Here is a 16,458-nt window from a genome sequence, read left to right on the forward strand (position 1 = left end):
AACGGCTAGCCTCTCGTTCGATAGGAGAACGTTGCGTTCGAATATAGAACACCGCGTCGCCGCGGTGCAACCCCGACATCGACGTCAGGAGAAGCATGCAGTTCCACCACCACGGATACGTCTCGGGTGATCCGCGCATCCAACCCGCCGCGGGCACGGGCATCGACCGTCCGGCGGACCTGCCCGACGAGGTCGACGTGCTGATCGTGGGGTCCGGGCCCGCGGGCATGCTGCTGGCCGCCCAGCTGTCGCAGTTCCCGCAGATCACGACCCGGCTCATCGAGAAGCGCGACGGTCGGCTCGTCCTGGGGCAGGCCGACGGCATCCAACCCCGTAGCGTCGAGACCTTTCAGGCGTTCGGGTTCGCCGACCGCATCACCGCCGAGGCCTACAACATCGGCTGGATGAACTTCTGGGCGCCCGATCCCGAGGCGCCCGATCGCATCGTCCGCACGACGCGCACCGAGGACTACGCCCTCAAGATCAGCGAGTTCCCGCACCTCATCGTCAATCAGGCGCGCGTGCTCGACTACTTCGCCGAGGCGGCCGCGAACGGCCCCGCGCGCCTCACCCCCGACTACGGCGTCGAGTTCCTCGGCCTCACCGTCCAGGCCGACGGTGAGTATCCCGTCGAGGTGCGAGTGAGGGATGCCGACGGTGAGCGGACCATCCACGCGAGGTACGTCGCGGGGTGCGACGGCGCCCGCAGCGGCGTGCGCCAGGCGATCGGCCGCACGCACGTCGGCGCCGCCGCGCAGCACGCCTGGGGTGTCATGGACGTGCTCGTCGAGACCGACTTCCCCGACTGGCGCATCAAGTGCGCGATCACCGCCGCCGCGGGCAACATCCTGCACATCCCGCGCGAGGGCGGATACCTCAGCCGCATGTACATCGACCTCGGCGAAGTCGCCGCCGACGACGACCACCGTGTCCGGCAGACGCCGATCGACGAGGTCATCGCCCGGGCGAACGCGATCCTGCACCCGTACGCGATCGACGTGAAGCAGGTCGCCTGGCACAGCGTCTACGAAGTGGGGCACCGGGTGACCGATCGCTTCGACGATGACGAGCAGAACCCGCGGGTCTTCCTCACCGGCGACGCCTGCCACACGCACAGCGCGAAGGCCGGACAGGGCATGAACGTCTCGATGCAGGACGGCTTCAACCTCGGCTGGAAGCTGGGCCACGTCCTCACCGGCCTCGCGCCGGCCGACCTGCTGCGGACGTACTCCGCGGAGCGCCAGCCCGTCGCCCAGCAGCTCATCGACTTCGACCGCGAGTGGTCGTCGCTCATGGCCCGTAAGCCCGGTGAGATCACCGATCCGGACGAACTGTCGACGTACTACCTCGCGACCGCAGAGTTCCCTTCGGGGTTCATGACGCAGTACGGTCCCTCGTCGATCGTCGGGGCTGACGCGGCGCAGGAGCTGGCATCCGGGTTCCCCGTGGGCAAACGTTTCCAGAGCGTCGAGGTGGTTCGGGTGTGCGACGGCAACCCCGTGCACCTCGGTCATCACGCGAGAGCCGACGGACGCTGGCGCCTCTACGCCTTCGCGGATGCCGACGGCGGGGCGCTGCGGACCTGGGCCGAGGCCGCGCGGGGGATCGTCGAACGGTTCACCCCTGACGGGGCGGACCTCGACGCGGTGTTCGATGCGAAGGTCGTGTACCCCGGCCGGTGGGAGGACGTCGTCGACGTTCCGGAGCTGTTCCGGCCGCGGTCGGGCCCGCTCGGGCTCACCGACCTCGAGAAGGTGTTCGCCGCGACCCCCTCGGCGTGGACGACCGCCGACATCTTCGCCGAGCGGGGGATCGGCGCCGGCGGCGCGGTCGTCGTCGTCCGCCCCGACCAGTACGTCGCGCACGTGCTGTCGCTCTCGGATCCCGAGGGTCTCGAGCGCTTCTTCGATGGCGCCATGGCGCCCGCCGTCGCCCACTCCGGGCGATAAACGCGCGCTGCACTCGGACACGCTCGCTGCGAGCGTTTCCCGGTGCATGACGCGTTTATCGAGAAGGCCGCAGCGACCGGACGTCGCGGCGACCCACGCGCCACGGTTGTACGGCACGTATATCGGCACCGCCGCGCGGGCTGACCAGAATGAGCGGGGAGACCCGCACCGACCCAGGAGGACCCATGACCGATTCGCGCGAGAGCGAGCTGCTGGCATCCGTACCGACCGGCCTGCTGATAGGCGGCGAGTGGCGCGCGGCCGAAGGTGGCAAGACCGTGAAGGTCAGCGACCCCGCCACCGGCGAGGTCATCCGCGAGATCGCCGACGCCTCCGTGGCCGACGGTGTGGCGGCGATGGATGCCGCCGCCGACGCGTTCCCGTCCTGGGCGGCGACCCCCGCGCGCGAGCGGGCCGAGATCCTTCGCCGGGCCTTCGACCTGCTGCAGGAGCGCAAGGAGGACGTCGCGCTGCTGATGACGCTCGAGATGGGCAAGCCTCTCGCCGAGGCGCGCGGCGAGGTCGGGTACGGCGGCGAGTTCCTGCGCTGGTTCAGCGAGGTCACCGCGCACGCGCAGGGCCGTTACGGCGCGAACCCCGAGGGCACCGGCCGCATGATCGTGACGCAGCACCCCGTGGGGCCGTGCTACCTCATCACGCCGTGGAACTTCCCCCTCGCCATGGCGACGCGCAAGATCGCCCCCGCGCTCGCCGCGGGCTGCACCGTCGTGATCAAGCCCGCGACGCTCACGCCGCTGACCACGCTGTTCTTCGCGCAGATCCTGCAGGACGCGGGCGTTCCGGCCGGTGTCGTCAACGTCGTGACCACCACGAGCACCGCCGCGGTCTCGGAGCGCATCATCTCCGACCCGCGCCTGCGGAAGCTCTCGTTCACGGGCTCGACCCCCGTCGGAGTGAAGCTCCTGCAGCAGGCGGCCCCCGGCGTGCTGCGCACGTCGATGGAGCTCGGCGGCAACGCCCCCTTCGTCGTGTTCGAGGACGCCGACCTCGACAAGGCGGTCGAAGGGGCGATGCTCGCGAAGTTCCGCAACATCGGTCAGGCGTGCACGGCGGCCAACCGCTTCATCGTGCAGCGCTCCGTCGTCGAGGAGTTCACCCGCCGCGTCACCGAGCGCGTCCAAGGCATGAAGATCGGCCGGGGCACCGAGGACGGCGTGCAGATCGGACCCCTCATCGACGACCGTGCTGTCGACAAGGCCAAGACCCTCGTGGGGGATGCCGTCGAGCGCGGTGCCACCGTGACCACCGGTGGTTCGCCGATCGACGGACCCGGGACGTTCTTCGAGCCGACCGTCGTGTCCGATGTGAAGCCCGGCAGTGACATCCTCCGCGAGGAGATCTTCGGACCGGTGCTGGCGATCGTCCCCTTCGACACCGAGGACGACGCCGTGCGCATCGCCAACGACACCGAGTACGGCCTGGTCTCGTACGTCTTCACCGAGTCGCTCGCGCGGGGGCAGCGCATGATCGAGCGTCTCGAGACCGGGATGATGGGCCTGAACGTGGGCGTCGTCTCCAACGCCGCGGCGCCGTTCGGCGGCTGGAAGCAGTCCGGCCTCGGCCGCGAGGGCGGCGACGAGGGCATCCACGAGTACCTGCAGACGAAGTACACGCTGACCGCGAACCCCTTCGCCTGAGAACACCGGATGCCACGGCGTCGGCGCCCTTCGGGTCGTCGGCGCCGTGGCATCCGTCGTTCTGCCGCCTCGCGTCGGGCGAAACTCCTGAGTTTCGGACGGGGATCGCGCGCGGGAGCTGAGGGAGGCTCGGGCGACTCAGGTTTCTCAGGAGTTTGGCCCGCTCACGCTGCGCGACTCATTCGTCCGATGGGGAGGCGTGACGATCGAGGAAGGCGAAGACCTCGGCATCGTCGACGCCGGGGAACATGCCGCGGGGGAGCGGCGAGAACATGTGCCGGTGAACGCGGGCGCTCGGCCACGCCTTGCCCTGCCAGCGCTGCGCGGCCTCGGAGTCGGGGCGGCGGCAGCACGACTCGTCGGGGCAGCGTGAGATTCCGCGCGTCGTGGTCTCGCGGCCGCGGAACCACCGTGCGTCGTCGAAGGGCACGCCGACGGTGATGGAGAAGTCGCCGTCCGAGGTCGTGCCGGTCTGGGTCGAGCACCAGAATGTCCCGGCGGGGGTGTCGGTGTACTGGTAGTGCTCGGTGGTGCGGTTGTGCTCGGCGAACGCGGCGCGCGCCGAGAACTTCTTGCACACGATCTGTCCCTCGACCGACCCCGTGACGTCGGTGGGGAGCGGGAGGCCATCGTTCTCGTACACGCGCGAGATGGCGCCGTCGCCATCCACGCGAAGAAAATGCTGACGGATGCCGAGGTGAGTGGTCATGAGGTTCGTCATGCGCATCGCGGCGGCTTCGTGCGTCACGCCGAACGCGTCGCGGAAGTCCTCGACGGCGAGGTTGCGGTCCTTCTTCGCCTGCGAGAGGAAAGCGACGGAGTTCGTCTCGGGCATCAGGCAGCACGCGGCGTAGTAGTTGATCTCGAGCCGCTGCTGCAGGAAGTCGGCGTAGTCGGTGGGCGGGCGGTGGCCGAGGAGCCGGTGCGCCATCGCCTGCAGCGCCATCGAGCGCAGGCCGTGGCCGCCGGGGATGGATGCCGGGGGCAGGTAGATGCGGCCGTTCTCCAGGTCGGTCACCGAGCGCGCCGAGTGGGGGAGGTCCGCGACGTAGATCAGCTCGAAGCCGAGCTGCTCGGCCATGATGCTCACGGTGCGGTGGGTCAGCGCGCCAGAAGTGTGCCCGGCGGCGCGAAGCTGCTTCTCGGCGAGCTTCTCGATGTCGGGGAGGTGGTTGTCGAGTCCGCGCATGCGCAGGCGCAGCTCGGTGTTCGCGCGCCGGGCTTCTTCGGGGCTGGCGATCGTCTCGCGCTCGCGGCGCTGGAGCTCGCGGTGAAGACCCAGTACCGCCTCGATCGTCTCGTCGCTCGTGCCCTTGGTGATCTTGATCGCCGGGATGCCGAGCTGCCGGAAGAACGGGCTCGACTGGGCCCGCTCGAGCTCGATCTCCAGCGCCGCGCGCCGGTTCGGCGGCTCGGTCGAGAGGAGCTCGGTGACCTCGGTCTCGGTCGCGCGCGCGATCTCCTGGAGCAGCGACAGCTTCGGCTCGCGCTTGCCGTTCTCGATCAGGCTCAGCTGGCTGCCGGCGACACCGACGAGCGCTCCGAGTTCGTCGAGTGTGTAGCCGCGGGCCAGGCGATGGTGCCGGATGCGGTGTCCGAGCGTGGTCAGTTCGAGCGACGAGGCCATTCCTTGACGTTACCGAAAGATCAGCGATTCTTGCGGAGGAAATCTGCTGAAAGTCGAGGAGGATCGTCCCACAGTGGAGGAAGACCACCGAATTCGCTCTCAATCGAGGAGATCGACATGGCACTCGCCGACATCTTCGCCGGACGCCCCTCCGGCCGCTCCGCCGCAACGTCCGCGGTTCGGGCCACTCGCCCGGGGCACGGCATCCGCCCCTCCGTCGAGGGTCCGGGCCTGGCAGCGCTCACCGCCTGGGTCGACCAGGTCGCCGCGCTCACCCAGCCCGACCGCATCCACTGGGTCGACGGCTCCGCGGCCGAGAACGACGCGCTCCTGCGCGAGATGGTCGACGAGGGGAAGCTCATCAAGCTCAACCCCGAGTGGCGTCCGGGCTCGTACCTGGCCCGCTCGCACCCGAGCGATGTCGCCCGTCTGGAGTCGCGCACCTACATCGCCTCCGAGCGCGAGGAGGATGCCGGTCCCACCAACAACTGGATCGCGCCGGCCGAGATCCGTCAGACGCTGGACGGCGTCTTCGAGGGCTCGATGCGCGGACGAACGATGTACGTCGTGCCCTTCTCGATGGGTGCCGTGGGCGGGCCCCTCAGCCACATCGGCGTGCAGATCACCGACAGCGCCTACGCCGTGGCATCCATCGGCATCATGACGCGCGTCGGCACGTCGGTGCTCGAGCGGATCGCCGCTGGCGCGCCGTGGGTCAAGACGGTGCACTCGGTCGGTGCGCCGCTCGCGCCGGGCGAGGCGGATGTGGCGTGGCCGTGCAACGACGACAAGTACATCGTCCACTTCCCGGACACCCTCGAGGTGTGGTCGTACGGGTCGGGCTACGGCGGCAACGCGATCCTGGCGAAGAAGTGCTTCGCGCTGCGGATCGCCTCGGTCATCGGTCGCGACGAGGGATGGCTCGCAGAGCACATGCTCCTCATCCGCGTCACCGACCCGAAGGGCAAGGCGTACCACGTCGCGGCCGCGTTCCCGTCGGCGTGCGGAAAGACGAACCTCGCGATGCTGCGCCCGACCATCCCCGGCTGGCGCGTCGAGACCCTCGGCGACGACATCACCTGGATCCGTCCCGGCGAGGACGGGCGGCTCTGGGCCATCAACCCCGAGGCCGGCTTCTTCGGCGTCGCCCCCGGGACGGGGGAGTCCACCAACGTCACCGCCGTCGAGACGCTGTGGGGCAACACGATCTTCACGAACGTCGCGCTCCGCCCGGATGGCGACGTGTGGTGGGAGGGACTGACGGACGAGGCTCCGCCGCAGCTCATCGACTGGGAGGGCAACGACTGGACCCCGGCATCGGGGCGTCCGGCCGCTCACCCCAACTCGCGCTTCACCGTCGCCGCCGCGCAGTGCCCGCAGATCGCGGCCGACTGGGAGACCCCCGAGGGCGTTCCGCTGGATGTCATCCTGTTCGGCGGTCGTCGCGCCACGAACGTGCCGCTCGTCCTCGAGGCCACGGACTGGTCGCACGGCGTCTTCCTCGGCTCGACCGTGTCGAGTGAGAAAACCGCGGCCCAGGAGGGCACCGTCGGCGAGCTCCGCCGCGACCCCTTCGCCATGCTGCCCTTCTGCGGCTACAACATGGGCGACTACTTCGGGCACTGGCTCAAGGTCGGCGAGAAGCTGCGCTTCGACCGCGCCCCCCGGATCTTCCAGGTGAACTGGTTCCGCAAGGGCGACGACGGTCGGTTCCTCTGGCCGGGCTTCGGCGACAACGCGCGCGTGATCGACTGGATCATCCGCCGGGTCGACGGTCAGGTCGAGGCGGTCGACAGCCCGATCGGCCGGCTGCCCCGCGTCGAGGACCTCGAGCTGTCCGGTCTCGACCTGCCGGCCGCCGACCTCGAAGAGCTGTTCTCGATCGACACGGAATCGTGGTTGGCCGAGGCCGACCTCACCGAGGAGTTCTTCGACACGTTCGGCAGCCACCTCCCGGCGCCCCTGCGCGCCGAACTCGCCGCGCTCCGCTACCGTCTGCAGCGCGCGTAGCCGCATCGACCCGCTCGCCCCGCCCGCCGCGTCGCGGTGCGGGGTGGGCGCACGCTCGACGCCCCTCCCTGCTCTTGGCGCGCGGGAGGGGCGTCGTCCTTCCTCCGCGCCTCCCCGTGCGGTCCGCGGGTGGCGCCGCCGCCCCCCCCCCCCGTGCGCGTTCCGCGGGTGTTCTCCCGCGAGACTTCATCGCGCCGACGATTCCCTTGCAGCCTGCGCCGCATTTGTCGGCGCGATGAAGTCTCGGCGACCCGACAGGGGCACCGAGGGGGCAGAACGCGGACCTCAGACGAGGAGCTGGTGCTTCGCGAGCTCGCGGTAGAGGGGGACGGATGCCACGAGCTCGCTGTGCGTTCCCTGGCCGACGACGCGTCCGTGCTCGAGGACGACGATGAGGTCGCTGTCGACGACGGTCGAGAGGCGGTGCGCGATGACGAGCAGCGTTCGGCCGGTGGCGACGGCGTCGATGGCCTCCCGCATGCGCTGCTCGTTCACGCCGTCGAGCGACGACGTCGACTCGTCGAGCAGCAGCACGGGAGGAGCGGCAAGCAGCGCCCGCGCGATCGCGAGCCGCTGACGCTCGCCGCCGGAGAGCATGACGCCGTCCTCGCCGACCGGTGCGTCGACGCCGAGCGGGCTGCGCTCCAGGACGTCTCCGAGGTTGACCGCGCGCAGCACCCGCTCGCAGTCGGCGTCGGATGCCTCGGGCGAGGCCAATCGCAGGTTGTCGGCGATCGTGCCGGCCAGGGTCGGGGCGTCCTGCTCGACGTAGCCGAAGCGGGCGCGCAGGGCGTCGCGGTGCAGGTCTCGGGCGTCGATGCCGTCGACGAGGATCGCTCCCGCCGTCGGGTCGTAGAACCGCTCGACGAGCGAGAGCACCGTGCTCTTGCCGGCGCCGGACGGTCCGACGAGGGCGACGCGAGCCCCGCGCGGAACGGTGAACGAGACCCCGCGCAGGACCTCGTGCTCGGTCTCCTCCGCCTCGACCGCGGTCTCGTCCGCCGCGCGGTCGAGATGCGCCTGGGCGAGCACGGAGCGCGCTTCCTTCGCCGCGGCCTCGCGCGCCTTGATGACGTGGTCGGGGTAACGGAACCGCACGTCGCGGAACTCGATCGCCGCGGCATCCGCCCGGGGTTCCGTCGCGCCCGGCTGGTCACCGTCCTCCTCGAGCGGAAGGTCGAGCACCTCCTGGATGCGACCGAGTGCGCCCAGGGCCTGGTTGACCGACGTGATCGCGCCGATCGCCGAGGCGAGCGGCTGCACCAGCAGGAACAGGAAGATGACGAAGGTCACGAGCGCGGCGACGTCGATGGCTCCGGATGCCACGCGAAAACCGCCGACGCCGAGCACCACGAGCAACGACACCTGGAGGGCGATGCCGGCGACCGGAACGATGAGGGCCGACACCTTCGCAATGCGCACCCCCGCGCCGTACGCCTCGGTCGCGGCACCCGTCACCGACGCGACCTCGCGCTCGGTGGCGCCCGCGGCGCGGATCGTACGGATCGACCCGACGGCGCGCTCGACCCCGGATGCCAGCTCGCCCACCTTCTCTTGCTGGGCGGCCGACGCGGCACGGATACGGGTGCTCAGGATGCCCACGGTCGCGATCGACGCGCCGAGCACCAGCACGATCAGGCCCAGGAGCAGCGGGTCGATGAACGCCATGGCGATGATCGCCCCGACGAGGATGAGCGCGTTGCCGACGGCATCCGCGAGCCCCTGCGTGAGGACGGCGTAGAGCAGCGTCGTGTCGGTACCGACGCGCGAGACGAGGTCACCGGTGCGGCGCGCGTCGAACTCGCTGACCGGCAGGTGGAGGATGCGCGCGATGAGGCGCCGCCGTGACGAGTAGACGACGGCGGTGCCGGTGCGCTGCAGGAGGTAGTGCTGGTAGCCCGAGATGACCGACGACAGCACGACGAACCCGACCAGGAGCCACACGAGCGCGCCGAGCGGCACGGACGCCTGAACGCGCGAGATGACCTGACCCACGAGGAGCGGCTGCACGAGCGTGGCTCCCGCACCGAGGATGCTCAGCACCCCCACGACGACGAGCGTGCGGGTGTGCTCGGTCAGGAAGGGCAGGAGTTGGCGGAAGGACGCGCGCGGGCCCTCGGGCGCGCGACGGCCGCGACGGCCGCGCGCGGGAGCGGACAGAGACATGCTCACCTCGTTCTGGGGATCAGATTCGACCGTACTTCTTATGGGCGGCCTGTTTGGTCACGCCGAGGGCGCTCGCGATGGCGAGCCAGGAGTATCCGCGCAGCCGAGCGCGGCGCACCTGCGCTTCTTCGAGACGCGCGATGTCCCGTCGCAGGGCCCCGAGGCGTCGGAGCTCGGCGAGAGGCTCGTCGTCGCCGAGTCCGCCGAGGGCCGTGTGGATCGCTTCGCTCATGCCGTCAATCCTGGTTGACATCCTCGGGTGTGTCAACTCACGTTGACTTCGCCTTGAGTGAACGACGGATGCCACGAGGCCGGGGCCCCGTGGCATCCATCGATCCGGTCGCGGGAATTACGGCGCGGTCGCTCCGGCGGCGATGTTGGCGTCGTAGTCGACGTCCTTGGTCTCGGGCGAGAGCGCGACCGCGATGAGCGTCAGCACGCCCATCACCGACAGGTACACGCCGACGAGCCAGGGGTTGCCTCCGCCCGCGGCCCACAGGGCCACCGCGACGATCGGCGCGAGAGCCGCACCGAGGATCGACGACACGTTGTACGAGATGGCCGAGCCGGTGTAGCGGGTGTTCGTCGGGAACAGCTCGGGGAGCACGGCCCCCATCGGGCCGAACGTCGTGCCCATGAGCAGGAACCCGATGATGAGGAATGCCTGCACGTAGACCCGGGTCAGGTTGGCATCCGCCTGCGGCAGCAGGAAGAACGCGAACGTCAGGCCGAACAGGATGATCGCGATCGTGACGCCCGTGAGTAGGCGCTTGCGTCCGATGCGGTCGGCGAGCGGGCCGGACAGCAGCGTGAAGATGCCGAAGAACACGACGCCGACGATCTGCATGATCACGAAGTCGGTGTAGCCGAAGCCGAGGCCGGGCACGTACGCGGCGGCATCGAACGGCGTTCCCGCCTTCTCGGCCGCAGCCGCGGCGCCCGCCGCGGTCGGCTTGGTGCCGTACGACAGTGTGAAGCTCGTCATGAGGTAGAACAGCACGTACGTCGCCAGCATGATGAACGTGCCGAGGATCAGCTGCACCCAGTTGCGACGGATGACTTCGCCGAGCGGGAACTTGCGGATCACGCCGCTCTTCTCGGCCTTGGCGAACGACTCGCTCTCGACGAGGCGGAGTCGCACCCACAGGCCCACGATGACCATCACGGCCGAGAACAGGAACGGCACGCGCCAGCCCCACGCGAGGAACTCGGCCGACCGCTGCGCGGTGCCGTCGGGGTGGGGGAGGGCGAAGTTGATGATGAGGAAGACGCCGTTGGCGATGATGAAGCCGATGGGCGCGCCCAGCTGCGGGAACGTGCCGTACCAGGCGCGCTTGCCCTTGGGGGCGTTCTCCGTCGCGACGAGTGCCGCGCCCGACCACTCCCCGCCGAGGGCGAAGCCCTGCGCGAGGCGCATGATCAGCAGAAGCACCGCCGCCCAGACGCCGATCTCGTTGACCGTCGGGAGGCACCCGATGAGGAAGGTCGCGACACCCATCGTGAGCAGGGATGCCACGAGCGTGGCCTTGCGGCCGAAGCGGTCGCCGAAGTGGCCGAACACGATCGCGCCGAGGGGACGCGCGACCATGGCCGCGCCGAAGACGCTGAAGGACAGCAGGAGCGAGGTCGTCTCGTTGCCGGTGGGGAAGAAGAGGACCGGGAAGACGAGGACCGCGGCCGTAGCGTAGGCGTAGAAGTCGTAGAACTCGATCGTCGTGCCGATGAGGCTCGCGGTGATGACACGCGAGCGGGGATTAGCGGGAGTCGACGAGGAGCGGGTGGCGGGGGACGAGGAAGTGGTCATGGGGGCCTGACGAGAGATCGAGCGATCGCGTCCGTCGTGAGGGCGCAGCGGTGGCGCGGAGTCGGAGACGGTGGTGTCGTGTCCGAACGCGCGAGGGGCACCGGGGGAGGACCATGGTGGGGGTCCAGACCCTCCAGTCTATGCGCTCGCTCAGAGGGCGTCGGCGCTGAGGCGGCGTCAGCGCCAGATGACCGCGATGGCCGCATTCGCCAACGTCAGCGGGCCGATGAGCCAGAAGAGGATCGGCGGCACCGCGCCGGTGCGCTTCTGCCGCGCCGAACCGATGCCGAGGAGCGCGCCGATGACGATGAGCACGACGAGCTTCACACCGAGCTTGGTGTAGTTGAGGTCGTACTCCAGCCCCCAGGGAGCCGCGAGAGCGAGCCCGGCCACGAGCGAGATCAGAAGCCCGTAGCTCATGAGCCGCGTCACCTGGACGCGGCGCGCGACGGCCTCCACGACCCATGTGCCGAACAACACCGCGAATCCGACGAGGTGGATGACGACGACGACGTGACGCAGGATCTCCATGCCCGTCACCTTAGGGATGCCGGCACCCCACCGCCAGCAAGGCGCGCCTCACCCCGCGGGGAGGCGCGCCGTGCGGGAGACGGTCAGCCGCGCAGGTCGCGCAGCAGGAGCGCGGTACGCAGGGCGGCGTCGGCCGCTTCGGCGCCCTTGTCCTCCTTCGAGCCGTCGAGTCCGGCCCGGTCCAGACCCTGCTGCTCGTCGTCGAGGGTCAGCACGCCGAACCCGACGGGCTTCCCGGCGTCGATCGCGACACGGGTCAGACCGTCGGTCGCCGCCGACGAGACGTACTCGAAGTGCGGGGTCCCGCCGCGGATGATGACGCCGAGCGCCACCACCGCGTCGGCGCCGCCCGCGAAGGCGGCGACCGCGGCCACGGGCAGCTCGAACGAGCCCGGCACGCGCACCACGCGGTACGTCGCCCCCGTGGCATCCAGAACTCGCTTCGCCCCGGCGATCAGGCCGTCGGTGATGACTTCGTGCCATGTGCCCGCGACGACGACGACGTTCAGTCCCGTCGCGTCGACGCCGCCGGTCTGAGGTGCTCCGCTTCCCGCCATCAGACGAGTCCTTCCTTCATGTGCGCGAGCGCGTCGCGCAGATCGTCCTCGTCGATGATGTGACCCATGCGGTCGCGCTTCGTCTCGAGGTACTGGTGGTTGTTGGGACCGACGCCCACGAGCAGGGGAACCTGCTCGACGACGTCGAGGCCGAGGCGGCGCAGTTGCGCGACCTTGTCGGTGTTGTTCGTCAGCAGACGGACCTGCTCGACGCCGAGATCGGTGAGGATGCCGGCGGCGGCGGCGTAGTCGCGGGCGTCGGCGGGCAGGCCCAGGGCCAGGTTGGCATCCACCGTGTCCAGGCCGCGTTCCTGCAGGCTGTAGGCGCGCAGCTTGTTGATGAGGCCGATGCCGCGACCCTCGTGGCCGCGCATGTAGATGACGATGCCGCCCTCGCGGTCGATCGTGTCGAGCGCTGCCTCCAGCTGCGGGCCGCACTCGCACTTGAGGGAGCCGAACGCCTCGCCCGTCAGGCACTCCGAGTGCACCCGCACGAGCGGAGCCTCGTCGGTGATCTCGCCCGACACGACCGCGAGGTGATCGGTGCCCGTCACGCGGTCCTTGTACGCGAGGAAGCGGAACGTCCCGTGCGAGGTCGGCACATGCGCTTCGGCGCGGAGGCTCACGCGCCGCCGGGGCACCGGTGCGGTCGCGACGGGCTCGGTCTCGTTGAGGTAGGCGATGAGCTGTTCGATCGTCACGACAGGAACGCCGACGCGCTCGCCGAGCTCGATGAGCCCGGGCAGACGCATCATGCTGCCGTCTTCGGCCACGACCTCGGCGATCGCGCCGACCGGCTGCAGACCCGCGAGGCGCATCAGGTCGACGGCCGCCTCGGTGTGACCCGCGCGCTCGCGCACGCCGCCGTCGACGGCGCGCAGCGGCAGGACGTGACCGGGGCGGATGAGGCTCGACGGGACCGACTCGGGGTTCGCCAGGACGTTGAGCGTGCGAGCGCGGTCGGCCGCGCTGATGCCCGTGCCGACGCCCTCCGCCGCGTCGACGCTCACCGTGTACGCGGTGCCGCGGGCATCCTGGTTGACCTCGACCATCGGGGGGAGGTCGAGACGGTCCGCCCAGTCGGCGGGCATGGGCGCGCACACGTAGCCGCTCGACCAGCGCACGGTCCACGCGAGCCATTCGGGTGTCGCGAGCTGGGCCGAGATGATGACATCGCCCTCGTTCTCGCGGTTCTCGTCGTCGGCGACGAGGACGGGTCGTCCGGCGCGAAGGGCGTCGAGGGCCTCGGGGATGGTGGACAGGCTCATGCGGAGCCCCTCTCGGTCGATGCGGCCGCGGCCGCGGGGTTCTCAGTGGTGCGGAAGGCGAGCATGCGCTGCACGTGGCGGGCGAGGATGTCGGTCTCGAGGTTGACGGGTGTGCCCGCCTCGGCGCGGCCGAGGGTCGTCGCCTCGAGGGTCTCGGGGATCAACGAGACCTCCAGCCACGGCTCGGGGTCGCCGGCCTCGCTCACGTCGCTCACGGTGAGCGAGACGCCGTCGATGGCGATCGAGCCCTTGTCGACGACGAGCGGGGCGAGGTGGGCCGGGATGCCGATGCGCACGACGCTCCACTGGTCGCCGGGACGCACCTCGCGTACGACGCCCGTGCCGTCGATGTGCCCCTGGACGATGTGACCGCCGAGGCGTCCGTGCGCCGCGGTGGCACGCTCGAGGTTCACCGGGCGCCCGGCGGCCACGCCGGCGAGCGTCGACATGTCCAGCGTCTGCTTCATCACGTCGGCGGTGAACCAGTCGGGTCCTTGCTCGACGACGGTGAGGCACACGCCGCTGACCGAGATCGAGTCGCCGTGGCCGGCGTCCGACACCGACAGGGGCGCCTTCACGGTCACCCGCACGCCGTCTCCGGCGGGCTCGACCGCGGTGATCTCGCCGATCTCTTCGACGATTCCGGTGAACATCAGGAATCTCCTTGGGTGTCGTGGACGGGACGAGCGACGACGCGGATGTCGTCGCCGAGAATGTCGATGGATGCCACCTCGAGCCGCCGAGCGGCCGAGATGTCGGGGACGCCCAGGTCGCCGAGCGCGAGTCGCGACCCGCCGAGCAGGACCGGGGCGACGTAGACCAGCACCTCGTCGGCGAGCCCTTCGCGGGCCAGGGCGCTCTCGAGAGTCGGCCCGCCCTCGACGAACACGCGCTGGATGCCGCGGCCGCCGAGGTCGTCGAGGACGGCGGGAAGATCGCGGGTGGGGAAGAACAGCGCTTTGCGCGGGTGGTGATGCACCGCGGCATCCTCGGGGATCGGGGTTTCGCCGACGATCACGGGCACGGGTTGCGACGGCAGAAGCCCGCCGTCGGCATCGCGCGCAGTCAGTGCCGGATTGTCGGCGACGACGGTGCCGGTGCCGGCGAGGATCGCGTCGGCGGCGGCCCGGCGCTCGTGCACGTCGCGGCGCGCTGCGGGTCCGGTGATCCACTGGCTCGACCCGTCGTCCGCCGCGGCGCGGCCGTCGAGGCTCTGCGCCCACTTCACGGTCACCCACGGGCGTCCCGTGAGCTGCAGGTGCACCCAGTCGCGGATGAGCTCGGTCGCGGCCTCGCGCTCGAGACCCGCCTCGACGTCGACGCCCCCGCCGCGCAGTCGCTCGGCCCCGCCCGCCGCAGCATCGGTCGGGTCGTCGAGCGCGTAGACGACGCGCGCGACGCCTGCCTCCAGCAGCGCGACGGCGCAGGGACCGGTGCGACCCGTGTGGTTGCACGGTTCGAGCGTGACGACCGCCGTGGCCCCACGGGCGGCGCCGGGCGCGAGCTTCGACAGGGCGTCGACCTCGGCGTGCGCGGTGCCCGCTCCTCGGTGGTAGCCCTCGGCGAGGACGTCGCCCGCGGGGGAGAGGATCACGGCGCCCACCTGCGGATTGAGTCCGCGGGGGCCGTTCCGCGCGAGACGCAGCGCGCGGCGCATGGCGTCTGTTTCGGCGGCGGATGCCATCTTCCCTGTCCTTCCCGTCGTCAACGGGGCAGGAGGGCAGGACGACGCAGCGCGCCGACCGTGCTGCCTCCTATCCGGACTAGAGGAGATCTCTCGCCTCATCACCGTCGGTTCCGGAATTCCACCGGATCGGCCCCACCGCGTGATGCGGAAGGGTTCGCGGACTGTCACCGCCGGTTCGGATTCACACCGACCCCGGAGCACGTATTGCTTGTTCGAAGTCTAATCAACACCGCCGACACGGATTCATTCCCGCCGACTCTGGGCGAAACCGTGCTACTTCAGCAGCCGCGACAGTCGCCGGTCCGCGAGGATCTTGCCGCCCGTCTGGCACGTGGGGCAGTACTCGAGGGAGTTGTCGGCGAAGAACACGCTGCGTACCTCGTCGCCGCACACCGGGCACGCCTCGCCGCGTCGACCGTGCACGCGCATGCCTCGGCGCTTGGCATCCTTCAGATCCGCCGGAGGCTTGCCGCGGGCGGCCTCGATCGCGTCGGTCAGTGTGCTGATCATCGCCGCGTACAGCGTGTCGATCTCGGCGTCCGTGAGGGCGGCGGCGAGGGCGTACGGAGACATCTTGGCGGCGTGCAGGATCTCGTCGGAGTACGCGTTCCCGACACCGGCGATGATCGACTGGTCGCGCAGGACGCCCTTGATCTGGGTGCGACGGCCCGCGAGCAGCGCCGCGAACGCGTCGCGGTCGAGGGAGGCGTCGAGGGGATCGGGCCCGAGACGCGCGATGCCGGGCACGTCGATGGGAGAGCGGACGACGTACACCGCGAGCGACTTCTTCGTCCCGGCCTCGGTGAGGTCGAACCCCGAGCCGTCGTTGAAACCCACGCGCAGCGCGATCGGGGTCTTGCCCGGTTTGATGAGCGTCGTCGGCAGCGCGTCGTACCACCGGAGCCATCCGGCCTTGGCCAGGTGGAACACCAGATGGATGTCGCCGCCCGCGGTGAGGTCGATGAACTTGCCGTGGCGGTCGACGCCGGTGACGGCCGAGCCGACGAGCGCGTCGATCGGCGGGTCATACGTCTTGAGGGCGCTGATCGCCGACACGGCGGCCTTCGCGACCGTCAGCCCCGTGATGCAGCCGCGGAGGAACTCGACGAGTCCTTGAACCTCGGGCATCTCGGGCATGGGACACATCATGGCATCCATCCCCACCGGCGGGGAGGGGGTGGCGCGGCAGGCGGGAGGGTCA

13 protein-coding genes and 1 riboswitch are annotated in these 16,458 nt (G+C 70.3%); of the genes, 3 read left to right on the forward strand and 10 right to left on the reverse strand.

Translation table 11 applies throughout. The features are described from left to right. Positions 1-95 precede the first annotated feature (95 nt). Positions 96-1,949, forward strand: a complete 1,854-nt coding sequence (locus AC3WLZ_RS03920) for an FAD-dependent monooxygenase (RefSeq protein ID WP_492469138.1) — start codon at positions 96-98, stop codon at positions 1,947-1,949. Between the two features lie 185 nt (positions 1,950-2,134). Then, positions 2,135-3,607, forward strand: coding sequence for an NAD-dependent succinate-semialdehyde dehydrogenase (locus AC3WLZ_RS03925; protein WP_492469139.1), 1,473 nt, complete (start codon positions 2,135-2,137; stop codon positions 3,605-3,607). A 178-nt stretch (positions 3,608-3,785) separates the two neighbouring features. On the opposite strand, the gene AC3WLZ_RS03930 is transcribed toward AC3WLZ_RS03925, so the two are convergent. After that, positions 3,786-5,234, reverse strand: coding sequence for a helix-turn-helix domain-containing protein (locus AC3WLZ_RS03930; protein ID WP_412923788.1), 1,449 nt, complete (start codon positions 5,232-5,234; stop codon positions 3,786-3,788). A 117-nt stretch (positions 5,235-5,351) separates the two neighbouring features. Between AC3WLZ_RS03930 and AC3WLZ_RS03935 the strand changes: the two genes are divergently transcribed. Next, positions 5,352-7,244, forward strand: a complete 1,893-nt coding sequence (locus AC3WLZ_RS03935) for a phosphoenolpyruvate carboxykinase (GTP) (RefSeq protein WP_492469140.1) — start codon at positions 5,352-5,354, stop codon at positions 7,242-7,244. A gap of 285 nt (positions 7,245-7,529) precedes the next feature. Here AC3WLZ_RS03935 and AC3WLZ_RS03940 read toward each other — a convergent pair whose 3' ends face one another. The 9 genes from AC3WLZ_RS03940 to AC3WLZ_RS03980 form a co-directional block, all read right to left on the reverse strand. Beyond that, positions 7,530-9,410 carry an ABC transporter ATP-binding protein gene (locus AC3WLZ_RS03940; protein WP_492469141.1) on the reverse strand — a complete coding sequence of 627 codons (1,881 nt, stop codon included), beginning with the start codon at positions 9,408-9,410 and terminating at the stop codon, positions 7,530-7,532. A 19-nt stretch (positions 9,411-9,429) separates the two neighbouring features. After that, positions 9,430-9,642 (reverse strand): AsnC family protein, encoded by a 213-nt coding sequence (locus tag AC3WLZ_RS03945; RefSeq protein WP_492469142.1) that lies wholly within the window; start codon positions 9,640-9,642, stop codon positions 9,430-9,432. Positions 9,643-9,759: 117 nt separating this feature from the next. Continuing rightward, entirely contained in the window at positions 9,760-11,214 is a 1,455-nt protein-coding gene (locus AC3WLZ_RS03950) for an MFS transporter (RefSeq protein WP_492469143.1), read from the reverse strand. A 177-nt stretch (positions 11,215-11,391) separates the two neighbouring features. Further along, a complete protein-coding gene (locus AC3WLZ_RS03955) occupies positions 11,392-11,745 on the reverse strand; it encodes a Fe-S protein (RefSeq protein WP_492469144.1) in 354 nt (117 codons plus the stop codon). An 83-nt stretch (positions 11,746-11,828) separates the two neighbouring features. Further along, positions 11,829-12,302, reverse strand: a complete 474-nt coding sequence (gene ribH / locus AC3WLZ_RS03960; RefSeq protein ID WP_412923794.1) for a 6,7-dimethyl-8-ribityllumazine synthase — start codon at positions 12,300-12,302, stop codon at positions 11,829-11,831. Beyond that, positions 12,302-13,570, reverse strand: coding sequence for a GTP cyclohydrolase II (ribA, locus tag AC3WLZ_RS03965; RefSeq protein ID WP_492469146.1), 1,269 nt, complete (start codon positions 13,568-13,570; stop codon positions 12,302-12,304). The genes ribH and ribA overlap by 1 nt, the downstream gene beginning before the upstream one ends. Beyond that, positions 13,567-14,223 carry a riboflavin synthase gene (locus AC3WLZ_RS03970; RefSeq protein ID WP_492469148.1) on the reverse strand — a complete coding sequence of 219 codons (657 nt, stop codon included), beginning with the start codon at positions 14,221-14,223 and terminating at the stop codon, positions 13,567-13,569. The genes ribA and AC3WLZ_RS03970 overlap by 4 nt, the downstream gene beginning before the upstream one ends. Next, positions 14,223-15,254, reverse strand: a complete 1,032-nt coding sequence (gene ribD, locus AC3WLZ_RS03975; protein WP_492469149.1) for a bifunctional diaminohydroxyphosphoribosylaminopyrimidine deaminase/5-amino-6-(5-phosphoribosylamino)uracil reductase RibD — start codon at positions 15,252-15,254, stop codon at positions 14,223-14,225. The genes AC3WLZ_RS03970 and ribD overlap by 1 nt, the downstream gene beginning before the upstream one ends. Before the next feature lie 57 nt (positions 15,255-15,311). After that, positions 15,312-15,461, reverse strand: a riboswitch (FMN riboswitch). Positions 15,462-15,530: 69 nt separating this feature from the next. Next, complete coding sequence (locus AC3WLZ_RS03980) at positions 15,531-16,394, reverse strand: Fpg/Nei family DNA glycosylase (protein WP_492469151.1); 864 nt, start codon at positions 16,392-16,394, stop codon at positions 15,531-15,533. Between the last annotated feature and the right edge of the window lie 64 nt (positions 16,395-16,458).

This window comes from Microbacterium sp. FW305-3-2-15-F-LB2 (assembly GCF_058787255.1).

What these genes read in the sequence shown, in the direction of transcription:
- AC3WLZ_RS03920 (WP_492469138.1), top strand. Translation starts at nt 96, where the DNA reads ATGCAGTTCCACCACCACGGATACGTCTCGGGTGATCCGCGCATCCAA.
- AC3WLZ_RS03925 (WP_492469139.1), top strand. Translation starts at nt 2,135, where the DNA reads ATGACCGATTCGCGCGAGAGCGAGCTGCTGGCATCCGTACCGACCGGC.
- AC3WLZ_RS03930 (WP_412923788.1), bottom strand. Translation starts at nt 5,234, where the DNA reads ATGGCCTCGTCGCTCGAACTGACCACGCTCGGACACCGCATCCGGCAC.
- AC3WLZ_RS03935 (WP_492469140.1), top strand. Translation starts at nt 5,352, where the DNA reads ATGGCACTCGCCGACATCTTCGCCGGACGCCCCTCCGGCCGCTCCGCC.
- AC3WLZ_RS03940 (WP_492469141.1), bottom strand. Translation starts at nt 9,410, where the DNA reads ATGTCTCTGTCCGCTCCCGCGCGCGGCCGTCGCGGCCGTCGCGCGCCC.
- AC3WLZ_RS03945 (WP_492469142.1), bottom strand. Translation starts at nt 9,642, where the DNA reads ATGAGCGAAGCGATCCACACGGCCCTCGGCGGACTCGGCGACGACGAG.
- AC3WLZ_RS03950 (WP_492469143.1), bottom strand. Translation starts at nt 11,214, where the DNA reads ATGACCACTTCCTCGTCCCCCGCCACCCGCTCCTCGTCGACTCCCGCT.
- AC3WLZ_RS03955 (WP_492469144.1), bottom strand. Translation starts at nt 11,745, where the DNA reads ATGGAGATCCTGCGTCACGTCGTCGTCGTCATCCACCTCGTCGGATTC.
- ribH (WP_412923794.1), bottom strand. Translation starts at nt 12,302, where the DNA reads ATGGCGGGAAGCGGAGCACCTCAGACCGGCGGCGTCGACGCGACGGGA.
- ribA (WP_492469146.1), bottom strand. Translation starts at nt 13,570, where the DNA reads ATGAGCCTGTCCACCATCCCCGAGGCCCTCGACGCCCTTCGCGCCGGA.
- AC3WLZ_RS03970 (WP_492469148.1), bottom strand. Translation starts at nt 14,223, where the DNA reads ATGTTCACCGGAATCGTCGAAGAGATCGGCGAGATCACCGCGGTCGAG.
- ribD (WP_492469149.1), bottom strand. Translation starts at nt 15,254, where the DNA reads ATGGCATCCGCCGCCGAAACAGACGCCATGCGCCGCGCGCTGCGTCTC.
- AC3WLZ_RS03980 (WP_492469151.1), bottom strand. Translation starts at nt 16,394, where the DNA reads ATGCCCGAGATGCCCGAGGTTCAAGGACTCGTCGAGTTCCTCCGCGGC.